Raw genomic sequence first — 22098 nt, forward strand, 5'->3', positions numbered from 1 at the left:
TTGCCTAACTCTAAGACTAGCTTAGAGGTGAGGCGGACCATCTAATTAAACCGCCTGTAAAAGGCGGTTTTCAAACAAGATTTTATTTATGCTATGACGGGCTCTGCGTACCGGATGGGCATCTCATCCTGGTTTTCATAAGTGATATATTCCCAGCAATCTTTCTGCTCCAGCACAGCATTCAATAATTTGTTGTTCAGGCCGTGACCGGTTTTATAGGCTGCCAGTTCACCAATGATGCTGTGTCCACCCATATAAAGGTCGCCCACAGCGTCCAGAACCTTATGCTTCAGGAATTCGTCATCATAACGCAAACCTTCAGGGTTCAGAATACGGAACTCGTCCAGAGCAACAGCATTTTCCATGCTGCCACCCAGTGCCAGATTATTCGCGTTCATGTACTCAAGGTCGCGCATGAAACCGAATGTCCGGGCACGGCTGACTTCTTTTACATACGAACAACTGTCAAAATCCATCACCATATGCTGATTAGTCTGGCTAATCACAGGGTGATCGAAATCGATACGGAAATCCACACGGAAACCATCGTAAGGACGTAACTCGGCCCACTTGTCTCCGTCTTCAACCCGCACTGTCTTCGTAATTCGGATAAAACGCTTAGGCGCATTCAGCTCTTCAATACCTGCAGATTGCAGTAAGAAAACGAACGGGCTGGCGCTGCCATCCATAATCGGCAGTTCGTTGCTGTCTACTTCAACAATGATGTTGTCAATGCCCAGACCAGCTAACGCTGAAGCAAGGTGTTCCACAGTGTGGATACTGACACCATCTTCATTGTTTACACACGTACACAGCATGGTATTACCCACCGCGTTTGCACGCGCATGGATATCCACATAAGGTTCCAGGTCAATGCGTCGGAACACAATTCCTGTGTTCGCAGGCGCAGGCCGGAGAGTCATAGTGACCTTTTCCCCTTTGTGTAAACCAATACCGGTCTCTTGTACCGATTGTTTGATTGTACGTTGTCTAATCATTTCGTTGCTTTTACCTGTTCAAAAAGCGGTCGCGTACTATATAGACAAAAGTTTATTTTGTCAAATTTCTGTCACACTTGACCTTGGTTAAACACCAACTTCTTATACATTGACAACAATTCCGGAGAAAAATTCCCCGAAATGAACAGCTTAGTCTGCCTGTTTACGCAAGAATGCCGGGATATCCAGGTATTCTAAATCGTTATTCGGCTGTGCTTCACTTTCTACTTTCAGTGCCTGGTTACCATCGGTAGAGCCTACAGCGCGGGCTTCACTGGTACTTGATGTACCGAACTCGCGGGCTGCACCTGATAAACGGGAACCTTCAGAACTTACCAGTGAAATGTCGGGCTTACGCTCTGCGCCGATACCGGTTGCAACAACCGTTACACGCAGTTCGTCGGCCATTTCCATATCGATAACCGTACCCACAACCACGGTAGCATTTTCAGATGCAAACGCTTTAACGGCGTTACCTACGGTTTCAAATTCGTCGATGGAGAAATCAGGGCCGGCAGTGATATTCACCAGAATACCCCGTGCACCGGACAGATCGATGTCTTCAAGCAGCGGACAGGCGATAGCGGCTTCAGCAGCTTCTTCAGCACGGTCTGCACCGGATGCAACACCGTTACCCATCATCGCAGTACCCATTTCAGACATCACGGTTTTCACGTCGGCGAAGTCAACGTTAATCAGACCAGGACGGGTGATCAGTTCAGCAATACCCTGTACCGCACCATTAAGTACGTTGTTGGCTTCGCTGAAAGCTTGCAGAAGTGGCGTGCCCGGGCCCATCACTTTCAGCAATTTTTCGTTTGGAATGGTGATCAGTGAATCAACGTTTTTCGCTAACTCAACGATACCCTGTTCAGCAAAAGCAGTACGCTTTTTACCTTCAAACGGGAAAGGCTTGGTCACTACAGCAACCGTCAGAATACCCATTTCGCGGGCAATTCTGGCAACTTCAGGCGCAGCGCCTGTACCTGTACCACCGCCCATACCGGCAGTGATAAACACCATGTCAGCGCCATCTAAAGCCTGACGGATGGTTTCACGATCTTCCTGAGCGGCTTCACGGCCGATATTCGGATCAGCACCGGCACCGAGACCTTTCGTCAGCGATGAACCGATTTGCAGTGTCACGTCTGCGCTAGAGCTGCGCAATACCTGAGCGTCAGTGTTCACCGCGATGAACTCTACGCCTTCGATATTCTGTGCCACCATGTGTTCTACAGCATTACCGCCGCCACCACCGACGCCGATAACTTTGATTACGGCTTCTTCGCCGTGGCTATCCATTAACTCAAACATACTTACTCTCCGGATTGGTACGTCTTACAACACTAAGCCAGGTCATAGTTACGCCGGTCGGATGCCTCCGTGCGACCGTATGCCGTAGTCTTAGCGCCCCCAAAATAAAATTAAAATTCACCTTTAAACCAGCTTTGCACCCGTTGAAAGAAACTTTCGCCGGACTTCTGCTTACTGGATTTTTTATTATCACTTTGCATTTTGCCGTAGTGGAGCAAGCCCACCACAGTTGCAAAACTTGCGTCATCGGTATATTCCGATAACCCGCGCATATTTATTGGTTTGCCCACTCTCACAGGCATCTGGAAGATTTCTTCCGCAAATTCAACAGCCCCTTCCATCTTGGCGGTACCGCCGGTCAGAACCAGGCCTGCTGCAATTTGTTCTTCAAAACCGCTGGCACGGATCTCTTTATGCACCAGCTCAAATAATTCCTGATAACGAGGTTCAATCACCTCTGCCAGGGTGTGTCTGGACATGGCTCTGGCTGGACGACCGCCCACACTGGGCACCTCGATATTCTCTTCCATACTGACCATGTCTTTCAGCGCACAGGCATAATTCACCTTGATCTCTTCCGCATTACTGATAGGAGTGCGGAAAATCTTGGCAATATCACTGGTTATCTGGTTCCCCGCCACAGGGATCACAGCAGTGTGACGAATTGCGCCGTCGGTGTAAATAACGATATCCATGGTGCCGCCACCGATATCCACCACACAAACGCCTAATTCACGTTCGTCATCAGTTAAAACAGCGTAACTGGATGCCAGAGCAGAGAAAATAAGCTGATCTGAACTCAAATCACAACGCTCGATGCACTTCACCAGATTTTTTGCCATATCATCGGCACAGGTGATGATATGGGCTTCAGCTTCCATACGGACGCCGGACATGCCAACAGGATTTTTAATCCCTTCCTGCACATCAATCGTAAATTCCTGCGGCAGCACATGAAGCAGGCGGCGTTCTGACGCAATAGGCACCGAGCGCGCTGCATGAATCACGTTATCCACATCTTCCTGTGTCACTTCCTGGTTGTTGATCGGTACCATGCCACTTTCGTTCTGGCACTTCACATGACGGCCGGAAATCGACATGAATACGGATGAAACCTGACAATCGGCCATCAACTCCATTTCACTGACTGCACGTTGTACAGATTTCACTACCAGGTTGAGATCGTTTACACCACCTTTATCCATACCCTGCGCAGCATGCGTGCCTACACCAACAATGCTGATCTGGTCATCGGCCAGTAATTCGCCGACAACGGCTTTCACCTGGCTGGTACCGATATCCAGTCCGACAATCAGGTTGCGTTCAGCAGGTTTTGACATGGTATTCCTAAACTCTCTCATTAACTTTTTTTGTCTTGTGCATCCTGCCAGCCGACTGCCAGCCCGGTGTCGTAGCGTAAATCCACATACTTCACCGCTTTAGGTTGCTTCGCCAGCAACGGATACACATCAATGAACCGTTGCAACCGATCTATAAATTCCTGTCTGCCCAGATTCAGCTCAATGCCGTTGGCCAGCTGAATCTGCCAGGCAAACCGCTCGCTTAACGTCAGCTCTGCGATAGGCATGGCAGTGGTAGCCAACAATGACTGCATGGCGTTGTAGCCCTCCAGCGCGGTTTTCTCACTGCCGCCCGGTCCGAAAAGTTTGGGCAGCGCCATATCGTCCACACTGGCGCTGAAGGTATCCCCGTAGGGATTCAGCAAAAAGTCATCGTTCCACTGCGCCACCGGCTTTTGCTCGACCAGATAAATCTTTAACGTATTTGGCCATTGCTTACGTACCGATGCGCGATAAATCCATGGCTGGGCTTCCACCAGCTTGTAAACTTCATTGACGTCCAGCGAGAAAAAACTTCCCGGTTGTGACTTGCGGATCAGCCGCTCCAGCCTGGTTACATCCACATGGCTGAACTCACCGGAAAAATCCACCACCTGTACCGGTGCCCTCTGGGCATCCTGCAGGTAATCCTGAATTTTAATGCCGCCCACAATCAGACCACCAATGACCGCGAGCAGAAATGCCACGCCGGACCAGAATTGAATCTTCTTGTGCTTCGCCTTTGTCATGCAAGCTCCGTTTAGTCTGATGAGAGACTGGTCGCCAGAATTTCCAGCGTCAGTTCATCAAAATTCAAACCGGCCACTTTCGCCGCTTTCGGCACCAGACTTTTTTCAGTCATGCCGGGTACGGTATTCGCTTCAAGCAAGTAGAACGTGCCGTCAGCAGCCTGCATTACGTCAATGCGGCCCCAGCCGCTGCAAGACAATGCATTGAACGCACGAAGCGACAATGCTGCCAGTTCAGCTTCTTTGTCTTCCGACAAACCACCGGGGCATTGATACACGGTTGTATCGTCCTGATACTTGGCCGCGTAATCGTAAAATGTATGGGGGGTAGACATGCGGATCGACGGCAATGCCCTGCCCTGCAAAACAGAGACAGTGAACTCGGGGCCATCGATGTACTGCTCTAACAGGACCTGATTATCATATTGAAAGGCGTCCTGAACGGCAGTTTCTAGTTGTTTAGCGCTTGTCACTCTCGCCATCCCGATACTGGAACCTTCGCGGGCTGGTTTGACCATGACTTCATTCCCCAATTCCATCATTATAGCCCCGCATGATCCAGCTTCAAAGTCACTTTTGTCAGCAATTTGATATTTTGCGGTAGATAAACCAAGACATTGCCAGATTTGTTTGGTATGGATCTTATCCATTGCCAGTGCAGACCCCAGCACGCCACTGCCGGTATAGGGGATTTTCAGGTGCTGTAATGCGCCCTGCATCGCACCGTCTTCGCCACCACGTCCGTGCAACATGATTAACACACGATCAGCTTTTTCATCAACCAATTCAGTAAGTTGACGCTCAGCAGGGTCAAATGCGAAGGCATCTACGCCCTGCCTCAACAGGGCATTCAGTACCGCTTTCCCCGAGTTCAGCGATACTGCACGCTCAGCAGAATCACCACCAAACATTACTGCTACACGACCAAATTTTTGTGGATTTACCTGTTCAGCCATCACTGCCACTCACGTTGAAATTTTTTTAGTTCTAATTCAGATTTTGCCAGTTTTTTAGCAATCTGGCCGATATTACCGGCTCCCTGAGTCATGATCACGTCGTTTTCCTGCATCACACTGGCAAGAATCTCTGCCAGAGAATCCGGTTCACCCACGTAAACAGGTTCCACCTGGCCTCTTAAACGGATGGACCGGCAGAGTGCTTTACTGTCAGCACCTTCAATGGGCTGTTCACTGGCTGCATACACATCCAGCAATAACAGCACATCCACTTGTGAGAGCACTTCAACAAAATCTTCATATAAGTCACGGGTACGTGTGTACCGGTGTGGCTGATACACCATGACCAGCCGCTTATCCGGCCAGTTAGTGCGGGCCGCAGCGATGGTTGCCCTGACTTCAGTCGGATGATGGCCGTAATCATCAACCAGACACACATCACCTTTGCTGGTTGTAAACTCGCCCAGCACTTCAAACCGGCGTCCGATACCGCCAAAGGATTTCAGCGCCGTCACGATAGCGTCGTCACCGACCCCTTCGTCTGTGGCGACAGCAATGGCAGCAAGGGCATTGAGCACATTATGGATGCCGGTGAGATTCAGCGTGACATTCAGTACCGGCTTATCAGGACGGAGCACGTCAAACTGCGCCTGACCGAACCTGAGTTCAATATTTTCTGCGCGCACATCGTTACCTGGCTCAATACCGTAAGTAAGGATGTTGCGGCCAATTTTCGGCCGCAGAGAACGGATCACTTCATCATCACCACACAAAATGGCCTGTCCGTAGAATGGCAGGTTATGCAGAAACTCCAGATAGGTGTCTTTCATTTTGTTGAAATCACCTTCATAGGTACCCATGTGGTCCGGCTCAATATTGGTCACCACGGACACCATAGGCTGAAGATGCAGAAACGACGCATCGCTTTCGTCTGCTTCAGCAATCAGATAGCGGCTCTTACCCAAACGTGCGTTTGTGCCCGCACTGTTAAGCAGACCACCGATAACAAATGTGGGATCCCAGCCGGCTTCGGCAAAAATAGTGGAAATCAGGCTGGTCGTGGTAGTTTTTCCGTGGGTACCCGCAATGGCAATACCATGACGGAAGCGCATAAGTTCAGCCAGCATTTCTGCCCGGCGGATAATAGGAATGCGGTGTTCACGGGCATAGCGGATTTCCGGATTTGACTCGTTGATGGCGCTGGAGACCACCACCACATCAGACGCTGTAACATTGTCTTCATGATGGCCAATAAAGATTTCAGCACCCAGCTCTTCCAGCCGTGCTGTCATCGCACCGGCCTGTATATCTGAGCCGGCGATATCATAGCCTTCGTTCAGTAGTACTTCTGCAATACCGCCCATGCCCGCGCCACCGATACCGATGAAGAAAATGCGCTTCACTTTACGCATCTGCGGGTTTTGGAATGGTTTTTCACCTACCATTACGCTTTGTCTCCTGTCAGCAGGGCACACTGTTCTGCGACCCGCTGTGTTGCATTGGTTATCGCTGCCTGACGGGCTTTTCTGCCAGCGGCCAGACAGGATTGGGGATGACGCAGCCAGTTTTCCAGCACTTTGCCCAGCCCGCTTTGTAATTCTGTTTGCGGTAATAACACCGCAGCCCCGGCCTCTACCAGAGACAGGGCATTCTTTGTCTGATGATCATCAACAGCATGAGGCAGTGGCACAAACACCGCCGGTAAACCCGCCGCTGCCACTTCAGCTACAGTCAGTGCGCCGGCGCGGCAAACGATAAAGTCAGCCCAGTCATAGGCTGCCGCCATATCTTTAATAAATTCACTGACCTGCACATCCACACTGCCACTGGCATAAGCACTTCGAACCGCTTCTGCATTACCTTTCCCGGCCTGGTGACGGATAGTTAACCCATAGAGATTCTTGCATACAGCAGGCACAGCCTCATTGAGCGCTTTAGCGCCCAGGCTGCCGCCAATCACCAGCATACGCAACGGGGAATGGGTTTCTTTTTTCGGCGCGATGGCCACAATATCCCGGCGCACCGGATTACCCACCGTCATGCATTTGCTTCCTGCACTGCCAAACCCGCCTCTGGCATTATCGAAGCCCAGTAAAATGCGCTTTGCCAGTTTACCCAGCATACGGTTCGTCATGCCTGCGGCCGCATTCTGCTCATGCACGATTAAAGGAATTCCCCTTAACCACGCAGCAACACCACCCGGTCCGCTGGCATAACCGCCAAAGCCGATGACCACATCAGGCTTGAGTGAGGAAATCAGTTTTCCGGCTTCTGCCATGCCTTTCATCAGCGCCATAAATCCGCTGGCTCTGGCTGATAACCCTTTACCCCGTAACCCTTTCACGTGGATAAAATGGATGGGGAATCCGTTTTCAGGCACAACCTGCGCTTCCATCCTTTCTGCGGTGCCGAGCCAGTGTATATCCCAGCCGTCGGCTTTAAGCGCATGTGCAACGGCAAGTCCGGGAAACACGTGTCCGCCGGTACCGCCAGCCATGATAAGACAGCGCTTAGTCATTCAACGCCCCCTTTTCTACTTCTTCTAACATGGCTCTGATATCTTCTTTACTCTTTTGTTCCGGTTGTTCACCGTCTTCAGCAGCAGAGGAAACCGGAGCCGGCTTCTTCTTACGTTTATCTTTCCGGCCGATAGCCTGAACACCGTCGACCCGCAATTCAAAATCTATCCGCAGCAACATGGCCACCGACACCATCATCACAATCAGGCTGGTACCGCCATAACTGATAAGTGGCAGTGTTAAGCCTTTCGTAGGCAGAATGCCGGCACTGGCACCAACGTTTACGGCAGTTTGGAAGCTCAGCCAGATCCCGATGCTGTAAGCCAGATATCCTTCAAAAGGCCGTTGCTTAGCCAGTGCGTGATTGCCGATTTTCAGGGCACGGACAACGAGGAAAAGAATGAGTCCCAGTACAATCAGCACACCGGTGAAGCCCAGCTCTTCGGCCAGTATTGCCATGATAAAATCGGAGTGAGCCTGAGTCAGAAACTCCAGCTTCTGATAGCTGTTGCCCAGCCCCTGTCCGAACCAGCTGCCACGGCCATAGGCCATCAACGACTGAGTAAGCTGATAACCGCTGCCAAAGGGATCGGCCCAGGGATCAAGGAAAGACGTGACCCGCCGCATGCGGTATTCTTCAAACACGATCAGGAACACGATGGCCAGTAAGCCAACGAACACAATGGCAAAGAACTGCCAGAGCCGCGCGCCTACCAGAAATAACAATCCCATTGTGGTGGTGAACATTACCACCGCAGTACCGAAATCCGGCTGCAGCAGCAGTAAGCAGGCGAGTACAAAGAACACCACCAGCGGCTTAATAAAGCCTTTAATGTTTTCTGTCACCTCTTCATAACGGCGCACCAGATAACCGGCCAGATAAGTAAAGAAGAACAGTTTGGCAGGTTCCGCCGGTTGTAAGGTCAGCGGCCCTATTACAATCCAGCGGGTACTACCGTTAATAGAACGCCCCATCACCAGTACCGCCAGCAACATCACAATGGCTGCCAGCAATAACCAGGGATTGATCACACGCCAGAAACTCATGGGTACCTGCAGCACCACACCGGCAGACAAGATAGCGACAAGAAGATAAATGCCGTGACGGATGGAAAAATAAAAGGGATTACCGTACAAACGGTCAGCCACAGGCATGGAAGCGGAGGTCACTATCACCAGCCCCAGTGTTGCCAGCGCCAGTGCCACCAGAATCAGACCGGCATCATAAGGTGAAGCGGACTTTGCCGCACCGTGACGCTGAGAAAAAATCTCAGATAATTTTGTGCCTGTTTGCTCAGACGCTGCTGTACTCATTTACCGGATACTCCGTGAACCGCTTCAGCAAAAACCCGTGCCCGGTGAGCATAATTATCAAACATATCGATACTGGCACAAGCCGGAGACAACAGCACCATATCACCGGGCTCAGCTTGTTGGGCTGCCAGCTGAACCGCAGAAGGTAAATCGGGTAAATAATGTGCCCCGGGGATCAGTTCGCTGATTTGTCTGCCATCTTTTCCGATGGTAAGCACCAAATCCACATACTGCAGCAAAGGCTCCCTGAGTACGGACAAATCAGCTCCTTTGCCATCTCCGCCGGCAATTAATATCAGTTTTCCGGTTTTATCCCGGCCCAGCCCTTCGAGAGCCGCCAGCGTAGCGCCGGCATTTGTCGCTTTAGAATCATCAATCCAGCGCACGCCTTGCGTATTGGCGATTTCCACACAGCGGTGAGGGGCTGGTTCAAAGGTCTTTACTCCGTCGCAGGCGATGTCAATACTCACACCGGCAACAAGCGCCATTGCCAGCGCGGCCTGAATATTCAGCACGTTGTGTGTACCTACCAGCTTTACTTCACTCATAGGCAAAACAGCTTTGCCCTGCCAGGTAATCGCCTGATTGACAAAGCCGAAGCCGGTTTTACTTTCACCGGCCTGATAGAGTGTCTTTTCAGCAACGTGAGACTGAGGAATGGTTTCCGGATGTCCCTGCCAGATAACAGCATGGTGACAATGCGCAAAAATACGCTGCTTAGCGTTTGCATATGCTGCCATGGTGCCATGCCGGTCAAGGTGGTCATCACTCACGTTCAGAATCGTGGCGGCGAGTAAATTTAAAGATGATGTGGTTTCAAGCTGGAAGCTGGACAACTCCAGCACCATATAATCAAATCCTTCACCGATGGTGTCCAGTACCGGACGGCCAACATTACCGGCAGCACAGGCCTTCAGTCCGGCCTGATTAAGAATATGTGTAAGCAGAAGCGTTACAGTGGTTTTTCCGTTTGAACCGGTGATGCCGAAAGCCGGCGTGCGCGACAATCGTGCAAACAGCTCGATATCACCAATGACTTCCACACCGGACAGCGCAGCACTTTTCACCGACGGATGGGACGGCGAAATCCCCGGACTGAGCACGAGGGTATCAACATTTTCCCAGTATCCCGGCGGTACTTCACCGGCGGTGACAGGAACAGTGATATTGTCAGGTACTCTGGCGTCCGGTCTGGTATCCCAAACTTTCACCGACGCACCGGTTTCTGTTAAAAAACGCACAACAGACTGACCGGTCATTCCCAGACCGGCCACGACAACATGTTGTGATGCCAGCAATTCGTTCATAAATCAGCGCAGCTTCAGTGTAGCCAGTCCCACCAGCACCAGAATCAGAGAAATGATCCAGAACCGCACAATAACGCGGGGTTCCGGCCAGCCTTTGAGTTCGAAATGATGGTGGATGGGTGCCATGCGGAAAATACGTTTTCCACGTAACTTAAATGAACCGACCTGCAGGATCACCGACACGGTCTCCATCACAAAGACACCGCCCATGATGATGAGCACGATTTCCTGGCGTACCAGGACTGCCAGAATACCCAGCGTGCCGCCGAGAGCCAGTGAACCCACATCGCCCATAAATACCTGAGCCGGATAAGTGTTAAACCATAAAAAGCCCAGTCCGGCGCCCACTATGGCGGTACACACAATAACCAGTTCGCTGGTCAGCGGAATGTGAGGAATGTTCAGATAAGTCGCAAAGTTCACATTACCGGTGACGTAGGCAAAAATGGAGAGCGCCCCGGCAACCAGTATGGTGGGTACAATAGCCAGTCCGTCCAGTCCGTCCGTGAGGTTGACTGCATTCGATGTGCCTACGAGCGCAAAATACACGACCACCAGATAAAACAGACCCAGTTGCGGCATGACTTCTTTGAAAAAAGGCACCAGCAAAGACGTTTCAGCGGCGAGGTTTGCACTGCTGTACAGATAAAACGCCACGCCCAGTGCAATGACTGACTGCCAGAAGTATTTCCAGCGGGCAATTAAGCCTCTGGAGTCTTTACGCACCACTTTACGGTAATCATCAACAAAGCCGATAATGCCGTACCCAATCACCACAGCCAGAGTCACCAGCACATAACGGTTGGTTAAATCTGCCCATAACAACACGCTGACCACAATCGCCGATAAGATAAGCAGTCCGCCCATCGTCGGCGTGCCCGCTTTTGAAAGGTGACTTTGCGGGCCGTCGTCACGTACGGTCTGACCGATTTGCAGACGCTGCAACCAGCGAATCATTTTCGGTCCGATAACAATCGCAATCACCAGTGCCGTCAGGGTACTTAAAATTGCCCTGAGCGTCAGATAGGAAAATACGAAGAATCCCGGTTCAAACTGTTTAAGCCAGTCGGCCAGCCATATCAACATGCAATGCGCTCCCGACGGCGTTCAAACTTTCCCAGGCGGGATACCTCAATGGCCTCCACTACCCGTTCCATCCGCGAGCTGCGCGAACCTTTAACCAGCACGGAGATATCCCGCTGATCGGCCATCAGCACACTGCTCAATGTTTCCATCAGCGCTTCTACACTGGTGAAATGAAATCCCTGCTTACCATAGACAGCGCTGGCGCTCTGGCTCAGTACACCCAGTGTAAAGAGGTAATCAATGCCCTTTTGCTGCGCGTACTCACCTACCTGCTCATGATAAAAGCGGGCTTTTTCACCCAGCTCCGCCATGTCACCCAGGATCAGAACCCGTAAACCGGAGAACGTGGACAGCGTATCAATAGCCGCATTCACCGAAGCCACATTGGCGTTATAAGTATCATCAAGCAACCGGAAATGGTCAGACAGCGCTTTTACATTAAGACGCCCTTTCACCTGCGCCATGTTCAGCAGTCCGGTACGTACGTCTTCCAGGGTCGCTCCCACCTGCATGGCCAGCGCGGCCGCTACGAGTGCGTTACCCACGTTATGAATACCGGGGATGCGTAACTGGATGCCGGTTTGCCCCTGCGGGGTGACCATGTTGAATTCAGCACAGCCGTCGAGTCCGACGGTGATGTCTTCTGCTGTAAAATCCGACTGATTTTGTTGTTGGGGTGAGAAAGTAAGTACGTTGTTGTACTTCAGTTTGCCCAACCAGAACTCTGCAAACTGACTGTCAGCATTGACGATAGCCACGCCCTGTTCGTTCAGCCCTTTAAAAATTTCGCTTTTTGCACGGGCAACACCTAACAGACTGCCAAATCCTTCCAGATGAGAAGCGGCGGCATTCACGATAGTCGCCACATCCGGCTTCACCAGTTCGGTGGTGTACGCAATTTCCCCCAGGTGATTAGCACCCAGTTCCATTACCGCGTAATCATGGCCTTCTTCCAGACGTAATAATGTCAGCGGCACACCGATGTCATTATTGAAGTTACCCGCTGTTGCCAGCACATTGCCGCGGCGCGCCAGAATTGCCGCTGTCATCTCTTTTACGGTGGTTTTGCCGCTGCTGCCTGTCACGGCAATAGTTTTTGGTGCGACCTGCGCTTTTACCGCAGCACCCAGTAAACCCAGAGCAAGTTTCGTGTCTTCAACCTGAATGACAGGCAAAACAGTATTCACCGCTTCGCTGGCGATTATTGCACTGGCACCGGCCTGCTCCGCCGAAGCAATAAAACGGTGACCATTAAAATTTTCGCCGCTTAAGGCAATGTACACATCACCTTCTTTCAGCGTACGGGTATCTGTACTTACCCCGTTTACGTCCCGGTCTTCCCCTGTAAGGGTGCCTTTCACTTTACCGGCAATCCAGGACAGCGTGGTCAGAATCATTAGCTGTACTCCCTTTGCAGCCGCGCTACCACGGCCCGCTCGTTATAATTTTTCTTTTGCTCACCGATGATCTGATAATCTTCATGGCCTTTACCCGCCACGAGGATCAAATCCTCCGGTGCTGCCTTTTCCAGGCAGTGGCGAATGGCCTTTTCTCTGTCCGGCTCATCCACCGCACGTTGTGGCTGTGTCAGTCCTTCACGGATATCACGGGCGATATCTTCCGGCGCTTCTGAACGGCTGTTATCGGTAGTGATGACAAGATGATCGGCTACAGCCTCAGCGGCCTGTCCCATAAGAGGACGCTTGCCTTTATCACGGTCGCCGCCACATCCGAAAACACACCACACATCCCCCGGGGTATGCGCTCTTGTGCTTAGTAACGCCTTTTCCAGCGCATCCGGAGTATGGGCATAGTCCACAATGACATTCGCATGCGCGGTAAAAGGAAATACTTCCATTCTTCCGGCTACCGGAGAAACCTGTGGTAACAACGCCACCACTTCTTCAAAACGAAGCCCCTGCACCAGCATCACTGAAATCACAGCCAGCAGGTTGTGCACGTTGAACGCTCCCAGAAGCGGCACCTGAATATTCCGGCTTCCCCAGCTTGATACCAGTCTGAACTGACACCCGTCCGGATGATATTTCACATTTGTGGCCAAACAATGGCGATCTTCTGACTTTTGCACTGCCAATTCCGACATGCCGTACCACACAGTGGTAACACCGGAGGGCTTGTCGGTATGCCAGCGGTCGCTTTCAGGATCATCGGCATTCAGTACTACCGTACTGACGCCCGGCAGTTGCATGGCCAGACGCTTGGCCGCACCGTAATCTTCCATGGTGCCGTGATAGTCAAGATGGTCTCTCGACAGGTTGGTAAACACCACAATATCCGTTTTGATTTGACTGAGCCTTCCCTGCACCAGGGCATGAGAAGACGCTTCAAATGCCACTTGCCGCGCGTTTTGTTGCACAAACTCTGCCAACAAATACTGCATGCGGATAGCGTCAGGGGTGGTATTGCCGGCAGGTGTGGGTTCCCACTCTGTATCTGCACCCTGAAACAGGCCTGCACCCAGCGTCCCTACTGCTGCACAGCGTGTTCCGCCGGCGGTAGTGAGTTGGGATAACATTTGCACGACGGAGGTTTTTCCGTTGGTACCGGTGACAGCAACAGATTGCATTTTGGTGGCGGGATAGTCGTAAAACGCCCCTGCCAGTGATGACAGGATGTCTGTTAATTCATACAGATGAACAATAATCGTGGTGCCACGCATTTCCATGCGGCCGTGTTCCCGCACCTTTTCGGTTTGCGCAAGTATGGCTTTGGCACCGAGACTGATGGCCTGCGGAATGAATTCCCGGCCATCCATGCTGTGTCCTTTTACTGCCACAAAGGCCAGTTTCGGAGTAACCCGACGGCTATCCAGCGTCAGCCCCTGAATGCGGACGTCCGGCGCTGTAATACCAAACTTTGCCAGCAACACGCTTAAACTTTGTTCAAATGCATTAACTACCATTGCGCCCTCCGTTCAGCCACTTCGTAGACGTGACCTGTTTGTCGTCCGGGGCAATATTCAGCAGTTGCAGGGCACCGCCCATAATTTCAGAAAACACCGGCGCCGCTGTATCACCGGCATGGTACAGATCGCCACCGGGTTCATTGATCAGTACAACCGTAACGATTTGCGGGTCAGACAAAGGCGCTACACCGGCGAAAATATTCACGTACTCATCGCCATAACCACCGGCGACGGCTTTACGGCTGGTACCGGTTTTCCCGCCCACGCGATAACCCGGCACAGCGGCTTTCGTGGCTGTACCGCCACGCTGCACAACGCTCTCCATCATTTCAAGCACGGCACGGGCATTCTTTTCAGACACCACCCGCTGAGGTTCCGGTTTATAACCGGTAGACTGAGGCTGCTTAACAATATTCAGCGGCATGCTGACACCGCCGTTAGCCAGAGTGGCGTACATCCGTGCAAGTTGTGCGGTAGTCACAGATATACCGTAACCAAAAGACAAGGTAGCCAGTTCGAAATCAGACCAACGGCTGCGCTCATGGAAAAGACCGTTACTTTCACCCGGCATGTTGGTACCGGTATCACTCATCAGTCCCATGTTGTAATAGGTATCGAGCAAAAATGGTTTCGGTACACCCAGTGCCAGCCGGGAGGTCCCCATATTTGACGAATGCTGAATAATTTCTTCTAAGGTGAGCTTGCCGTAGTTACGGGCATCTTTTACCAGACTGCCGCCCAGACGCATCCAGCCGGGGTTGGTATTTACAATATCACCCACTTTTACACTGCCGAATTCCAGCGCAGACAGCACAGCCAGCGGCTTCAGCGATGAACCGGGTTCAAAAGCATCGGTCAGCACACGGTTACGCATCCGGTGCGGAGACACATCGCTGCGATCGTTGGGGTTAAAAGAAGGGGCGTTGACCATGGCCAGCACATCACCGGTGTGGGCATCGAGCACAATAGCGGAAGCAGAAGCAGCCTGGTAGTAAAGCATCGCTTCTTTGATTTCACGGTAGGCCAGCGCCTGAATCCGCTGATCGATTGTCAGTTTCAGATTCCCCGCTTCCTCTCCGTCAGTGGATTTCAGAATTTCCACCTGACGACCTTTAGCGTCACGACGAATAACCTTTGAACCCGGTGTGCCGGTTAACCAGTCATCATAAAGCCGTTCCAGACCTTCCAGACCGGAGTCGTCCACATCGGTGATACCAATCAGTTGCGCTGTCACTTCGCCATTAGGATAGTAACGACGGCTTTCACGGCGCAGATAGATACCGGGGATATCCAGTTTGGCAACATAATCCGCCATTGCCGGAGACACCTGACGTTGCAGATAAACAAACCGGCGTTTGGGATTTTGTACTTTGCTGCGTAAGTCCTCTACATCGCGGCCCAGGACATCGGCAAGCGCTTCCCAGCGTTCAAACTGCTCCAGTCCGCCCTGTTCGTGGATAATTTTCGGGTCGGCATAAATAGCACGCACCGGCACACTGACAGCCAGTTCTACGCCATTGCGATCGGTAATGATACCGCGGTATGCCGGCATATCTTTGGTACGCATAGTACGGTTATCGCCCTGAGCAATCAGGTTATCCGGAGCAATGACCTGAATGTAGGCGGCGCGGACGCCAAGCGCGGCGAACACCAGCATGACAATGGCAATGACCAGTACAAAGCGCCATTGCACCGGTGACGGGGTCACATTCTGTCTGGCACCACGTTTCACTTTTTTGGCAGGGAGTGCAAATATGCTCATTTCAGTCTTACCACCACTTCCTGATCGGCGGTTGGCCGGTACATATCTAATTGCTTTTCCACTTCGTTTTCAATGCGGTTGTGTTCTGTCAGTGCCCGTTGTTCCAGCACTAAATTTCGCCACTCCACATCGAGATCATCTTTCTGCTGCATGAGTGTTTCCATGGCGATATTTTGCTGACGGTTCAGGTGACTGCCGAGCACCACAGCCATAGCACTGGTTACAACCATTAAATACAACAAAACCCGCAACTTGTTGCGGGTCAAATCTGAGACCAGAATCAGTATTAAACTGAAGTTTGTCGGAGACGTCGTCCGTGAATTCTGCCGGTCCGTCATAGTTTTTCGGCCACCCGTAATACAGAACTCCGGGAGCGCACATTCTGTGCAATCTCCTCTTTGGTCGGTTTAATCGCTTTGCTCAGCGCCCTGAGAACTTTGTCAGCATCGATCTCAGCTTGTGTTACCGGTAAGTTGGCCGGTACTACTTTGCCGCGACTCTGATCTTTAATGAAACGTTTAACCAGACGATCTTCCAGAGAATGGAAAGAAATCACAGCCAGACGGCCATCTTTCGCCAGTACATCCACAGCCGCTTTTAACCCCACCCGCAGTTGTTCCAGCTCCGCATTAATGTAAATGCGGATCCCCTGGAAAGCGCGTGTAGCAGGATGCTTGAATTTGTCTTTTACCGGTACCGCTTTATCAATAAGCTCAGCCAGTTGAGCGGTACGTGTGAGAGGCGTTGTTTGTCGGGTTTCCACGATGGCGTGGGCGATACGTTTGCCAAACTTCTCTTCGCCGAATTCTTTTATTACCTGGGTGATATCCTGCTCATCAGCTTCTGCCAGCCACTGGGCAGCACTCTGGCCACGGCTGGTGTCCATGCGCATATCCAGCGGACCATCTTTCATAAAGCTGAAACCACGCTCAGCATCATCGAGCTGCGGAGAAGAGACACCGAGATCCATCAGCACACCGTCGATCTTGCCCGTCAGAGACATTTCGCTGATAACACGGGCCATCTCGCCAAAGGGTTCATGAACAATGGTAAAGCGTTGGTCATCTGCGAAACGCTGTGCAGCTTCAATCGCCTGAGGATCACGGTCAAACGCGATCAGACGGCCTTCAGCACCAAGGTTTTCGAGGATTTTGCCGGAATGTCCGCCGCGACCGAATGTGGCATCAATATAAATGCCGTCCGGTTTAATCGCCAGTGCGTCAATACATTCATTAAGCAACACCGAAACATGACTGAATGGGGTGTTGCTCATAGTGAAAATTCCTGCAGGCGGTCAGTAAGCTCAAAAGCACCATCACGCTCGGTTTCCATGTCTGCATCAATTTGTTTAGCCCAAATATCAGCATCCCATATTTCAAATTTGTTAAGCTGTCCGACGAGCATGACTTCTTTGGAGAGTTTGGCGTGTTGGCGCAAAGGCGCGGATAAGAGAAAACGGCCGCTCTTGTCCATGTCACCTTCGGTGGCATAACCAAGTAGCAGCCGCTGCATCCGGCGTTCAGCCGGAACCATACTGGAGAACTTACTCAGTTTGAGTTCGATCTCCTCCCATTCGGGAAGTGGGTAAAGTAGCAAACAGCTTTGCTGTGTATCGATTGTGCAGACCAGTTGTCCGTTACAATCATCCAGAAGTGACTGGCGGTATTTTGTTGGTATAGCCAGTCTACCTTTGGGATCCAGATTGATTGCATTAGCGCCGCGGAACATTCCCCTAGCCTTTTATATTTTTGTGCTCTTGTTGTTCTTGTTTTCTGAGTACCAATCTGCAATTCGTTGATGACTCGATCCACAATTCGCCACATTTACCCACTTGCTAGACAGTTTGGTCTCTACTTTCCCCACTGTCAAGGAAAAACACGGCTAAAACCCACGTAAACACTGGGCTGCAGCCTGTTTTTATATACAGTTGTTTATGTAAAGCCCATGAAAAGATTAAAAAAGAATCAGAATGGATACGTGAAAAGTTTTTTAAAAAATTTACCGGCAACGAAAAAAGCCCCGCAGGACGGGGGCTTGAAAGCGATCAAAAGGCAGGATTTAGATCGGTTTTTCCGGTGACCAGCCCCGTAATACGGTGGCTTTATTGTAGAATTGACGTTGCTGTTCACTGAGTGAGTGTTGCCAGTCCACTCTGTCTGAGCCGGCAGCGCCCTCTCCCGTATTCCCGCCGGTTTCATAACGGCTGGTTTGTTCCTTCGACGGATCCCCCCAGTTGTGCCAGCCGGCCGGATGGATATGCCCGTCCAGTTGACTGTTCAGCACAGCCGTTGCAGCAAACTGCCGCCAGGGCCGTCCCAGATACACATTTTCAACACCCTCAGGGGCAGTAAAGTGGCTGTTATCAAACACCAGTCCGAAAGGCTGTTCCTGTGGTGTGGACGCAGCGGTCACGTACGTATTGCTTATCAGCGAGCGTATTTCACAACCGCTGAATAATGCCGTTCCTTCACCAAAGATAAAATCCACTGAGCCGCTTATCATACTGTTTTCAAAGTAGCTTCTGTGGCCCTCACCGGCGACATAAAGGGTATCCTGGTAGCCTTCAATACTGACATTATAAAACGCCGCCCTGTCAGACTCTACATGCAAAGCAACGGCTTGCCCCACCGGCCCGGCAGTGTTACGGATAGTCAGGTTGGCAGCGGTAAAATCGTTGCCGGCCACGCGTACCGTGTAGGTATGAAAGGTGCTGTTTCTGCCTTTCGCCAGTTTATCAAAATGGTCATCCATAGTGATAATCGTGCCTTCCCTGCTTTCTCCTACCATTTTGATGCGGGTGTTCCAGGCAAATACGTTGACCTTCTCTTTATAAACCCCGTTCTTAATAAACACGGTGACGTCTGTCCAGGGAAAGGCTTTGGCAGCGTAGATGGCATCCTGAACGGAGGTATAATCACCGGAACCGTCAGCGGCAACGGTCAGTCTCGTTTCATAAGACTGTGCAGACGCAGAAATGCTGATAACAAATAAGATAAGACTGATAAATCGCATGATAGCTCCTTTAATAACAAAAGCAGGCAACCTCAGATTGCCTGCTTTTCAACACTGTGCCGGTGGCGGTTAAAAGGTATAACGTGCACCCAAGAAATACTGTGAACCTGTGTGGCTGTATTCCCGGGTCAGATCCATATCACCGTCACCGGTACCGTAAATCCGTTCAACCTCATCGGTAAGGTTAATAATTTCCAGCGTGACAGTGAGTTGCTCATTAATGTTGTAAAAGGCCGAAGCATCAACATGAGTCGGGCCATACTTCATTTCCTGCGCATGCCCGTTTCCGCCCGGCTCATTAAGCAGATAATCATCCCGCTTGTTCATTGAGAAGCGTGCGCCATACTGGTCGGTTTCGTAGTACAGAGTGAAATTGTAGGAATTGGGCGACAGACCTGTGGAATCTTCTGCCAGCACCCGCGTGTAGTTTGCCACCACACCGAAGTTCGACATCCAGCCGTCCAGGAATGTGAAAGGCTGCTGATACATTACCTCATAGCCTTTCACGGTAAAGCCATCATTATTATTAACCGGAATGCTATGGGTATAAATTTGCGTTGCCGGATCACCAATTGGCGCCGTTGCCTGATATTGGGGATTGTTATAAATCACCGGCCAGAATTCTTCATCGACCAGTTTTTCCACCTGTTCAGTTTCCAGTGATGTAACGATGTCCTTATTGAATAACGTTACCGCAAATACCGCTTCCTCGTCGAAATACCATTCAAAAGCCAGATCAACATCGTTGGACTCGTATGGATTCAACCCCGGATTACCCAGATTACTCACCGTAAAGGTTGTAAAACCAAAGTTCGGGGCAGCGATGTTCAATGAACCCAGGCTTGGGCGTGTCATACTTCTGGCGTAAGAGAGACGGGTGACAATATCGTCCGTGACTTCTAATGCCAGGTTCATGGATGGCAGGAAATTATTGTAATCCCGTTCAACACTTACCGGACTGCCACTGACCAGCGCCTCTGAAGTCACCTTTGTATTCACATAACGGACACCCGCATTGGCTCTCAGCAGCATATTGCCCACATCGAAGTCGGTGTTAAGCTCAGCATAGACGGCTTTGGTTTCTTCTGTTACTACCCAGCTGGCGTCCAGGTCCTGTGTGTAGTTATGGGTGAGAATGCCATCAGCTTCCAGGGCGTCAAAATCAGCGACAAGAAACGGAACCAGAGTCGCACCGTCCAGACCGGCACCGAAATCATCATAGGGAAATGCTGTGGCATACTCAGACGGGTCGAAAGCGGTAAATTCTCCGTTACCCTGACGGTAATCTACTTCCCGGTTGTTAAAGGCCACACCGGTTTTGATATCAAACTGATCTGCCAGCCAGGTCAAATCAATTTTCGTGGTGTAGTTTGTTTTCTTAACCCGGTGATTTCTGTTAGCGGCATTTACCGCATCAACAAAGTTATCCGGGTCGGTGGTATCGTAGTCGCCATAATCCACTGTGGCTGCATCGCCGCTGCTGTAATCATACGCATAGTAGTGAGGGACTGAACGGTAGTAATAGCGGATCTCTTCCCTGTCTGCGTCGTTTTTGGCATAACCCGTCATCAAATCAAGAGACAGAAAATCATTGATTTGAATATCCCCGGACAAGACAACCTGATCAAATGTCGAGTCCGAAACCTGATAGCGGCTCTCATACCAGGAGGTCACGTTATCGAAGCTGGCAGCTTCCAGAATACGGCCGGTGTCATCGATGGTAAAAGACAGCGGCGTCTGCCCCTGAAAGTTGCCCGGCGCCCCGCGATCAATAAACCACTCCATAGAGTTATAATTACGGCGGTTGTTTTCCAGCTCTGAATGCAAAATATCCAGGGTAAATAACATGTCGTCTGAAGGTTTGACCTGGAATGAACCGGTTACGCCCAGGCGCTTCTGATCGTTACCGAAAAAATCAGCGCGGGGCAACCGGGGTACCCACAAACAGGAAATCGCCTCTTCGGCACCGCAATAATTCTCAGGTGTGCCGTTGATTTCTGTCAGTTGAGACGTATCGCCCCAGGTGCCGTCACCAATCTGATAAGTTGGCTGCCAGCGGACGCTGCCGAATCCTTCCTGACGGATGGTACGATCTGACAGGGCAACAGAAAACAGCGCCCCCACAGTATCGTCTAAAAACGTGTTACTGATAAGGAATGCCATTCTGGGGTCCACTTCTTCAGTCAGGTCGTTATAGCCCCCTTTAACTGAAACTGTCGAAGCAAACCCCTGGTAATCGAAGGGCCGCGCAGAGTACATATCCACAGTACCGGCAATCCCGCCTTCCTCTATGGATGCAGTCTGTGTTTTTTGTATATCTATCCGGTTAAATAACTCTGAGGCAAATACGTGAAAATCGAAAGCACGACTATTGTTCACAGTCACACCGCCGGAGTCGAGTCCGTCACTGCCTGCCGGCACTTCCATGCCATTTAGGGTAGTTCGGGTGAAGCCGGGACTAAAGCCCCTCAGTGTAATGTTGCGCCCTTCTCCGCCTTCACGGGAAATAGCGACACCGGGTACACGCTGGATGGCTTCAGCAACGTTCAAATCAGGGAACTTACCGATATCCTCGGCCATAATGGATTCACGTACGTTTGATGCGTCACGCTTGGCATCGAGCGCCTTAATCAATGCGCCGCGAAAGCCTTTCACTGCTATCACTTCGACTTCTTTATCTGCCTGATCAGCGTCTGTCTGCTCCTGTGCAGCAAGAGGTAATGATACGGCTGTCAGGCTCAGGGCCATCAGAATGCTTCGGGAGATGCTGTTTTGTCGGAATGTGTGGTGTATTTTCATGTGTTGTCCTTTCCGG

18 protein-coding genes are annotated in these 22098 nt (G+C 51.1%); all 18 read right to left on the minus strand.

The window, feature by feature from the left end; all coding sequences use genetic code 11:
* Positions 1 to 86 precede the first annotated feature (86 nt).
* Positions 87 to 998 (minus strand): UDP-3-O-acyl-N-acetylglucosamine deacetylase, encoded by a 912-nt coding sequence (lpxC, locus tag AC4PME_RS00005; protein ID WP_474842934.1) that lies wholly within the window; start codon positions 996 to 998, stop codon positions 87 to 89.
* Positions 999 to 1148: 150 nt separating this feature from the next.
* Positions 1149 to 2312 (minus strand): cell division protein FtsZ, encoded by a 1164-nt coding sequence (ftsZ, locus tag AC4PME_RS00010; RefSeq protein WP_119502183.1) that lies wholly within the window; start codon positions 2310 to 2312, stop codon positions 1149 to 1151.
* Positions 2313 to 2422: 110 nt separating this feature from the next.
* Positions 2423 to 3652, minus strand: a complete 1230-nt coding sequence (ftsA, locus tag AC4PME_RS00015; RefSeq protein ID WP_119502184.1) for a cell division protein FtsA — start codon at positions 3650 to 3652, stop codon at positions 2423 to 2425.
* Between the two features lie 20 nt (positions 3653 to 3672).
* The gene (locus tag AC4PME_RS00020; RefSeq protein ID WP_491046753.1) at positions 3673 to 4401 is read right to left on the minus strand and encodes a cell division protein FtsQ/DivIB; all 729 of its coding nucleotides are present in this window, start codon (positions 4399 to 4401) and stop codon (positions 3673 to 3675) included.
* Between the two features lie 11 nt (positions 4402 to 4412).
* Positions 4413 to 5357: a D-alanine--D-alanine ligase gene (locus AC4PME_RS00025; RefSeq protein ID WP_491046754.1), complete on the minus strand. Its 945-nt coding sequence runs from the start codon at positions 5355 to 5357 to the stop codon at positions 4413 to 4415.
* Entirely contained in the window at positions 5357 to 6802 is a 1446-nt protein-coding gene (gene murC, locus AC4PME_RS00030) for a UDP-N-acetylmuramate--L-alanine ligase (protein ID WP_119502187.1), read from the minus strand. The genes AC4PME_RS00025 and murC overlap by 1 nt, the downstream gene beginning before the upstream one ends.
* Positions 6802 to 7875, minus strand: coding sequence for an undecaprenyldiphospho-muramoylpentapeptide beta-N-acetylglucosaminyltransferase (gene murG / locus AC4PME_RS00035; RefSeq protein WP_491046755.1), 1074 nt, complete (start codon positions 7873 to 7875; stop codon positions 6802 to 6804). The genes murC and murG overlap by 1 nt, the downstream gene beginning before the upstream one ends.
* Positions 7868 to 9190, minus strand: coding sequence for a cell division protein FtsW (gene ftsW / locus AC4PME_RS00040; RefSeq protein ID WP_349588434.1), 1323 nt, complete (start codon positions 9188 to 9190; stop codon positions 7868 to 7870). Before ftsW ends, murG begins: the two co-directional genes overlap by 8 nt.
* Positions 9187 to 10497 carry a UDP-N-acetylmuramoyl-L-alanine--D-glutamate ligase gene (murD, locus tag AC4PME_RS00045; protein ID WP_491046756.1) on the minus strand — a complete coding sequence of 437 codons (1311 nt, stop codon included), beginning with the start codon at positions 10495 to 10497 and terminating at the stop codon, positions 9187 to 9189. The genes ftsW and murD overlap by 4 nt, the downstream gene beginning before the upstream one ends.
* A 3-nt stretch (positions 10498 to 10500) precedes the next feature.
* Positions 10501 to 11583 (minus strand): phospho-N-acetylmuramoyl-pentapeptide-transferase, encoded by a 1083-nt coding sequence (mraY, locus tag AC4PME_RS00050; RefSeq protein ID WP_119502191.1) that lies wholly within the window; start codon positions 11581 to 11583, stop codon positions 10501 to 10503.
* Positions 11577 to 12980, minus strand: coding sequence for a UDP-N-acetylmuramoyl-tripeptide--D-alanyl-D-alanine ligase (locus AC4PME_RS00055; protein ID WP_490709546.1), 1404 nt, complete (start codon positions 12978 to 12980; stop codon positions 11577 to 11579). Before AC4PME_RS00055 ends, mraY begins: the two co-directional genes overlap by 7 nt.
* A complete protein-coding gene (locus AC4PME_RS00060) occupies positions 12980 to 14506 on the minus strand; it encodes a UDP-N-acetylmuramoyl-L-alanyl-D-glutamate--2,6-diaminopimelate ligase (RefSeq protein WP_491046757.1) in 1527 nt (508 codons plus the stop codon). The genes AC4PME_RS00055 and AC4PME_RS00060 overlap by 1 nt, the downstream gene beginning before the upstream one ends.
* Entirely contained in the window at positions 14496 to 16271 is a 1776-nt protein-coding gene (locus AC4PME_RS00065) for a peptidoglycan D,D-transpeptidase FtsI family protein (RefSeq protein WP_491046758.1), read from the minus strand. The genes AC4PME_RS00060 and AC4PME_RS00065 overlap by 11 nt, the downstream gene beginning before the upstream one ends.
* A complete protein-coding gene (gene ftsL / locus AC4PME_RS00070; protein ID WP_119502195.1) occupies positions 16268 to 16609 on the minus strand; it encodes a cell division protein FtsL in 342 nt (113 codons plus the stop codon). Before ftsL ends, AC4PME_RS00065 begins: the two co-directional genes overlap by 4 nt.
* Positions 16606 to 17544: a 16S rRNA (cytosine(1402)-N(4))-methyltransferase RsmH gene (rsmH, locus tag AC4PME_RS00075; RefSeq protein WP_119502196.1), complete on the minus strand. Its 939-nt coding sequence runs from the start codon at positions 17542 to 17544 to the stop codon at positions 16606 to 16608. The genes ftsL and rsmH overlap by 4 nt, the downstream gene beginning before the upstream one ends.
* Positions 17541 to 17999 (minus strand): division/cell wall cluster transcriptional repressor MraZ, encoded by a 459-nt coding sequence (gene mraZ / locus AC4PME_RS00080; protein WP_119502197.1) that lies wholly within the window; start codon positions 17997 to 17999, stop codon positions 17541 to 17543. The genes rsmH and mraZ overlap by 4 nt, the downstream gene beginning before the upstream one ends.
* A gap of 330 nt (positions 18000 to 18329) precedes the next feature.
* On the minus strand, positions 18330 to 19283 hold the full coding sequence (locus tag AC4PME_RS00085; protein WP_491046759.1) for a pectinesterase family protein: 954 nt from the start codon (positions 19281 to 19283) through the stop codon (positions 18330 to 18332).
* A gap of 69 nt (positions 19284 to 19352) precedes the next feature.
* The gene (locus tag AC4PME_RS00090; RefSeq protein ID WP_491046760.1) at positions 19353 to 22082 is read right to left on the minus strand and encodes a TonB-dependent receptor; all 2730 of its coding nucleotides are present in this window, start codon (positions 22080 to 22082) and stop codon (positions 19353 to 19355) included.
* Positions 22083 to 22098: the final 16 nt, after the last annotated feature.

Source organism: Alteromonas sp., assembly GCF_984505615.1.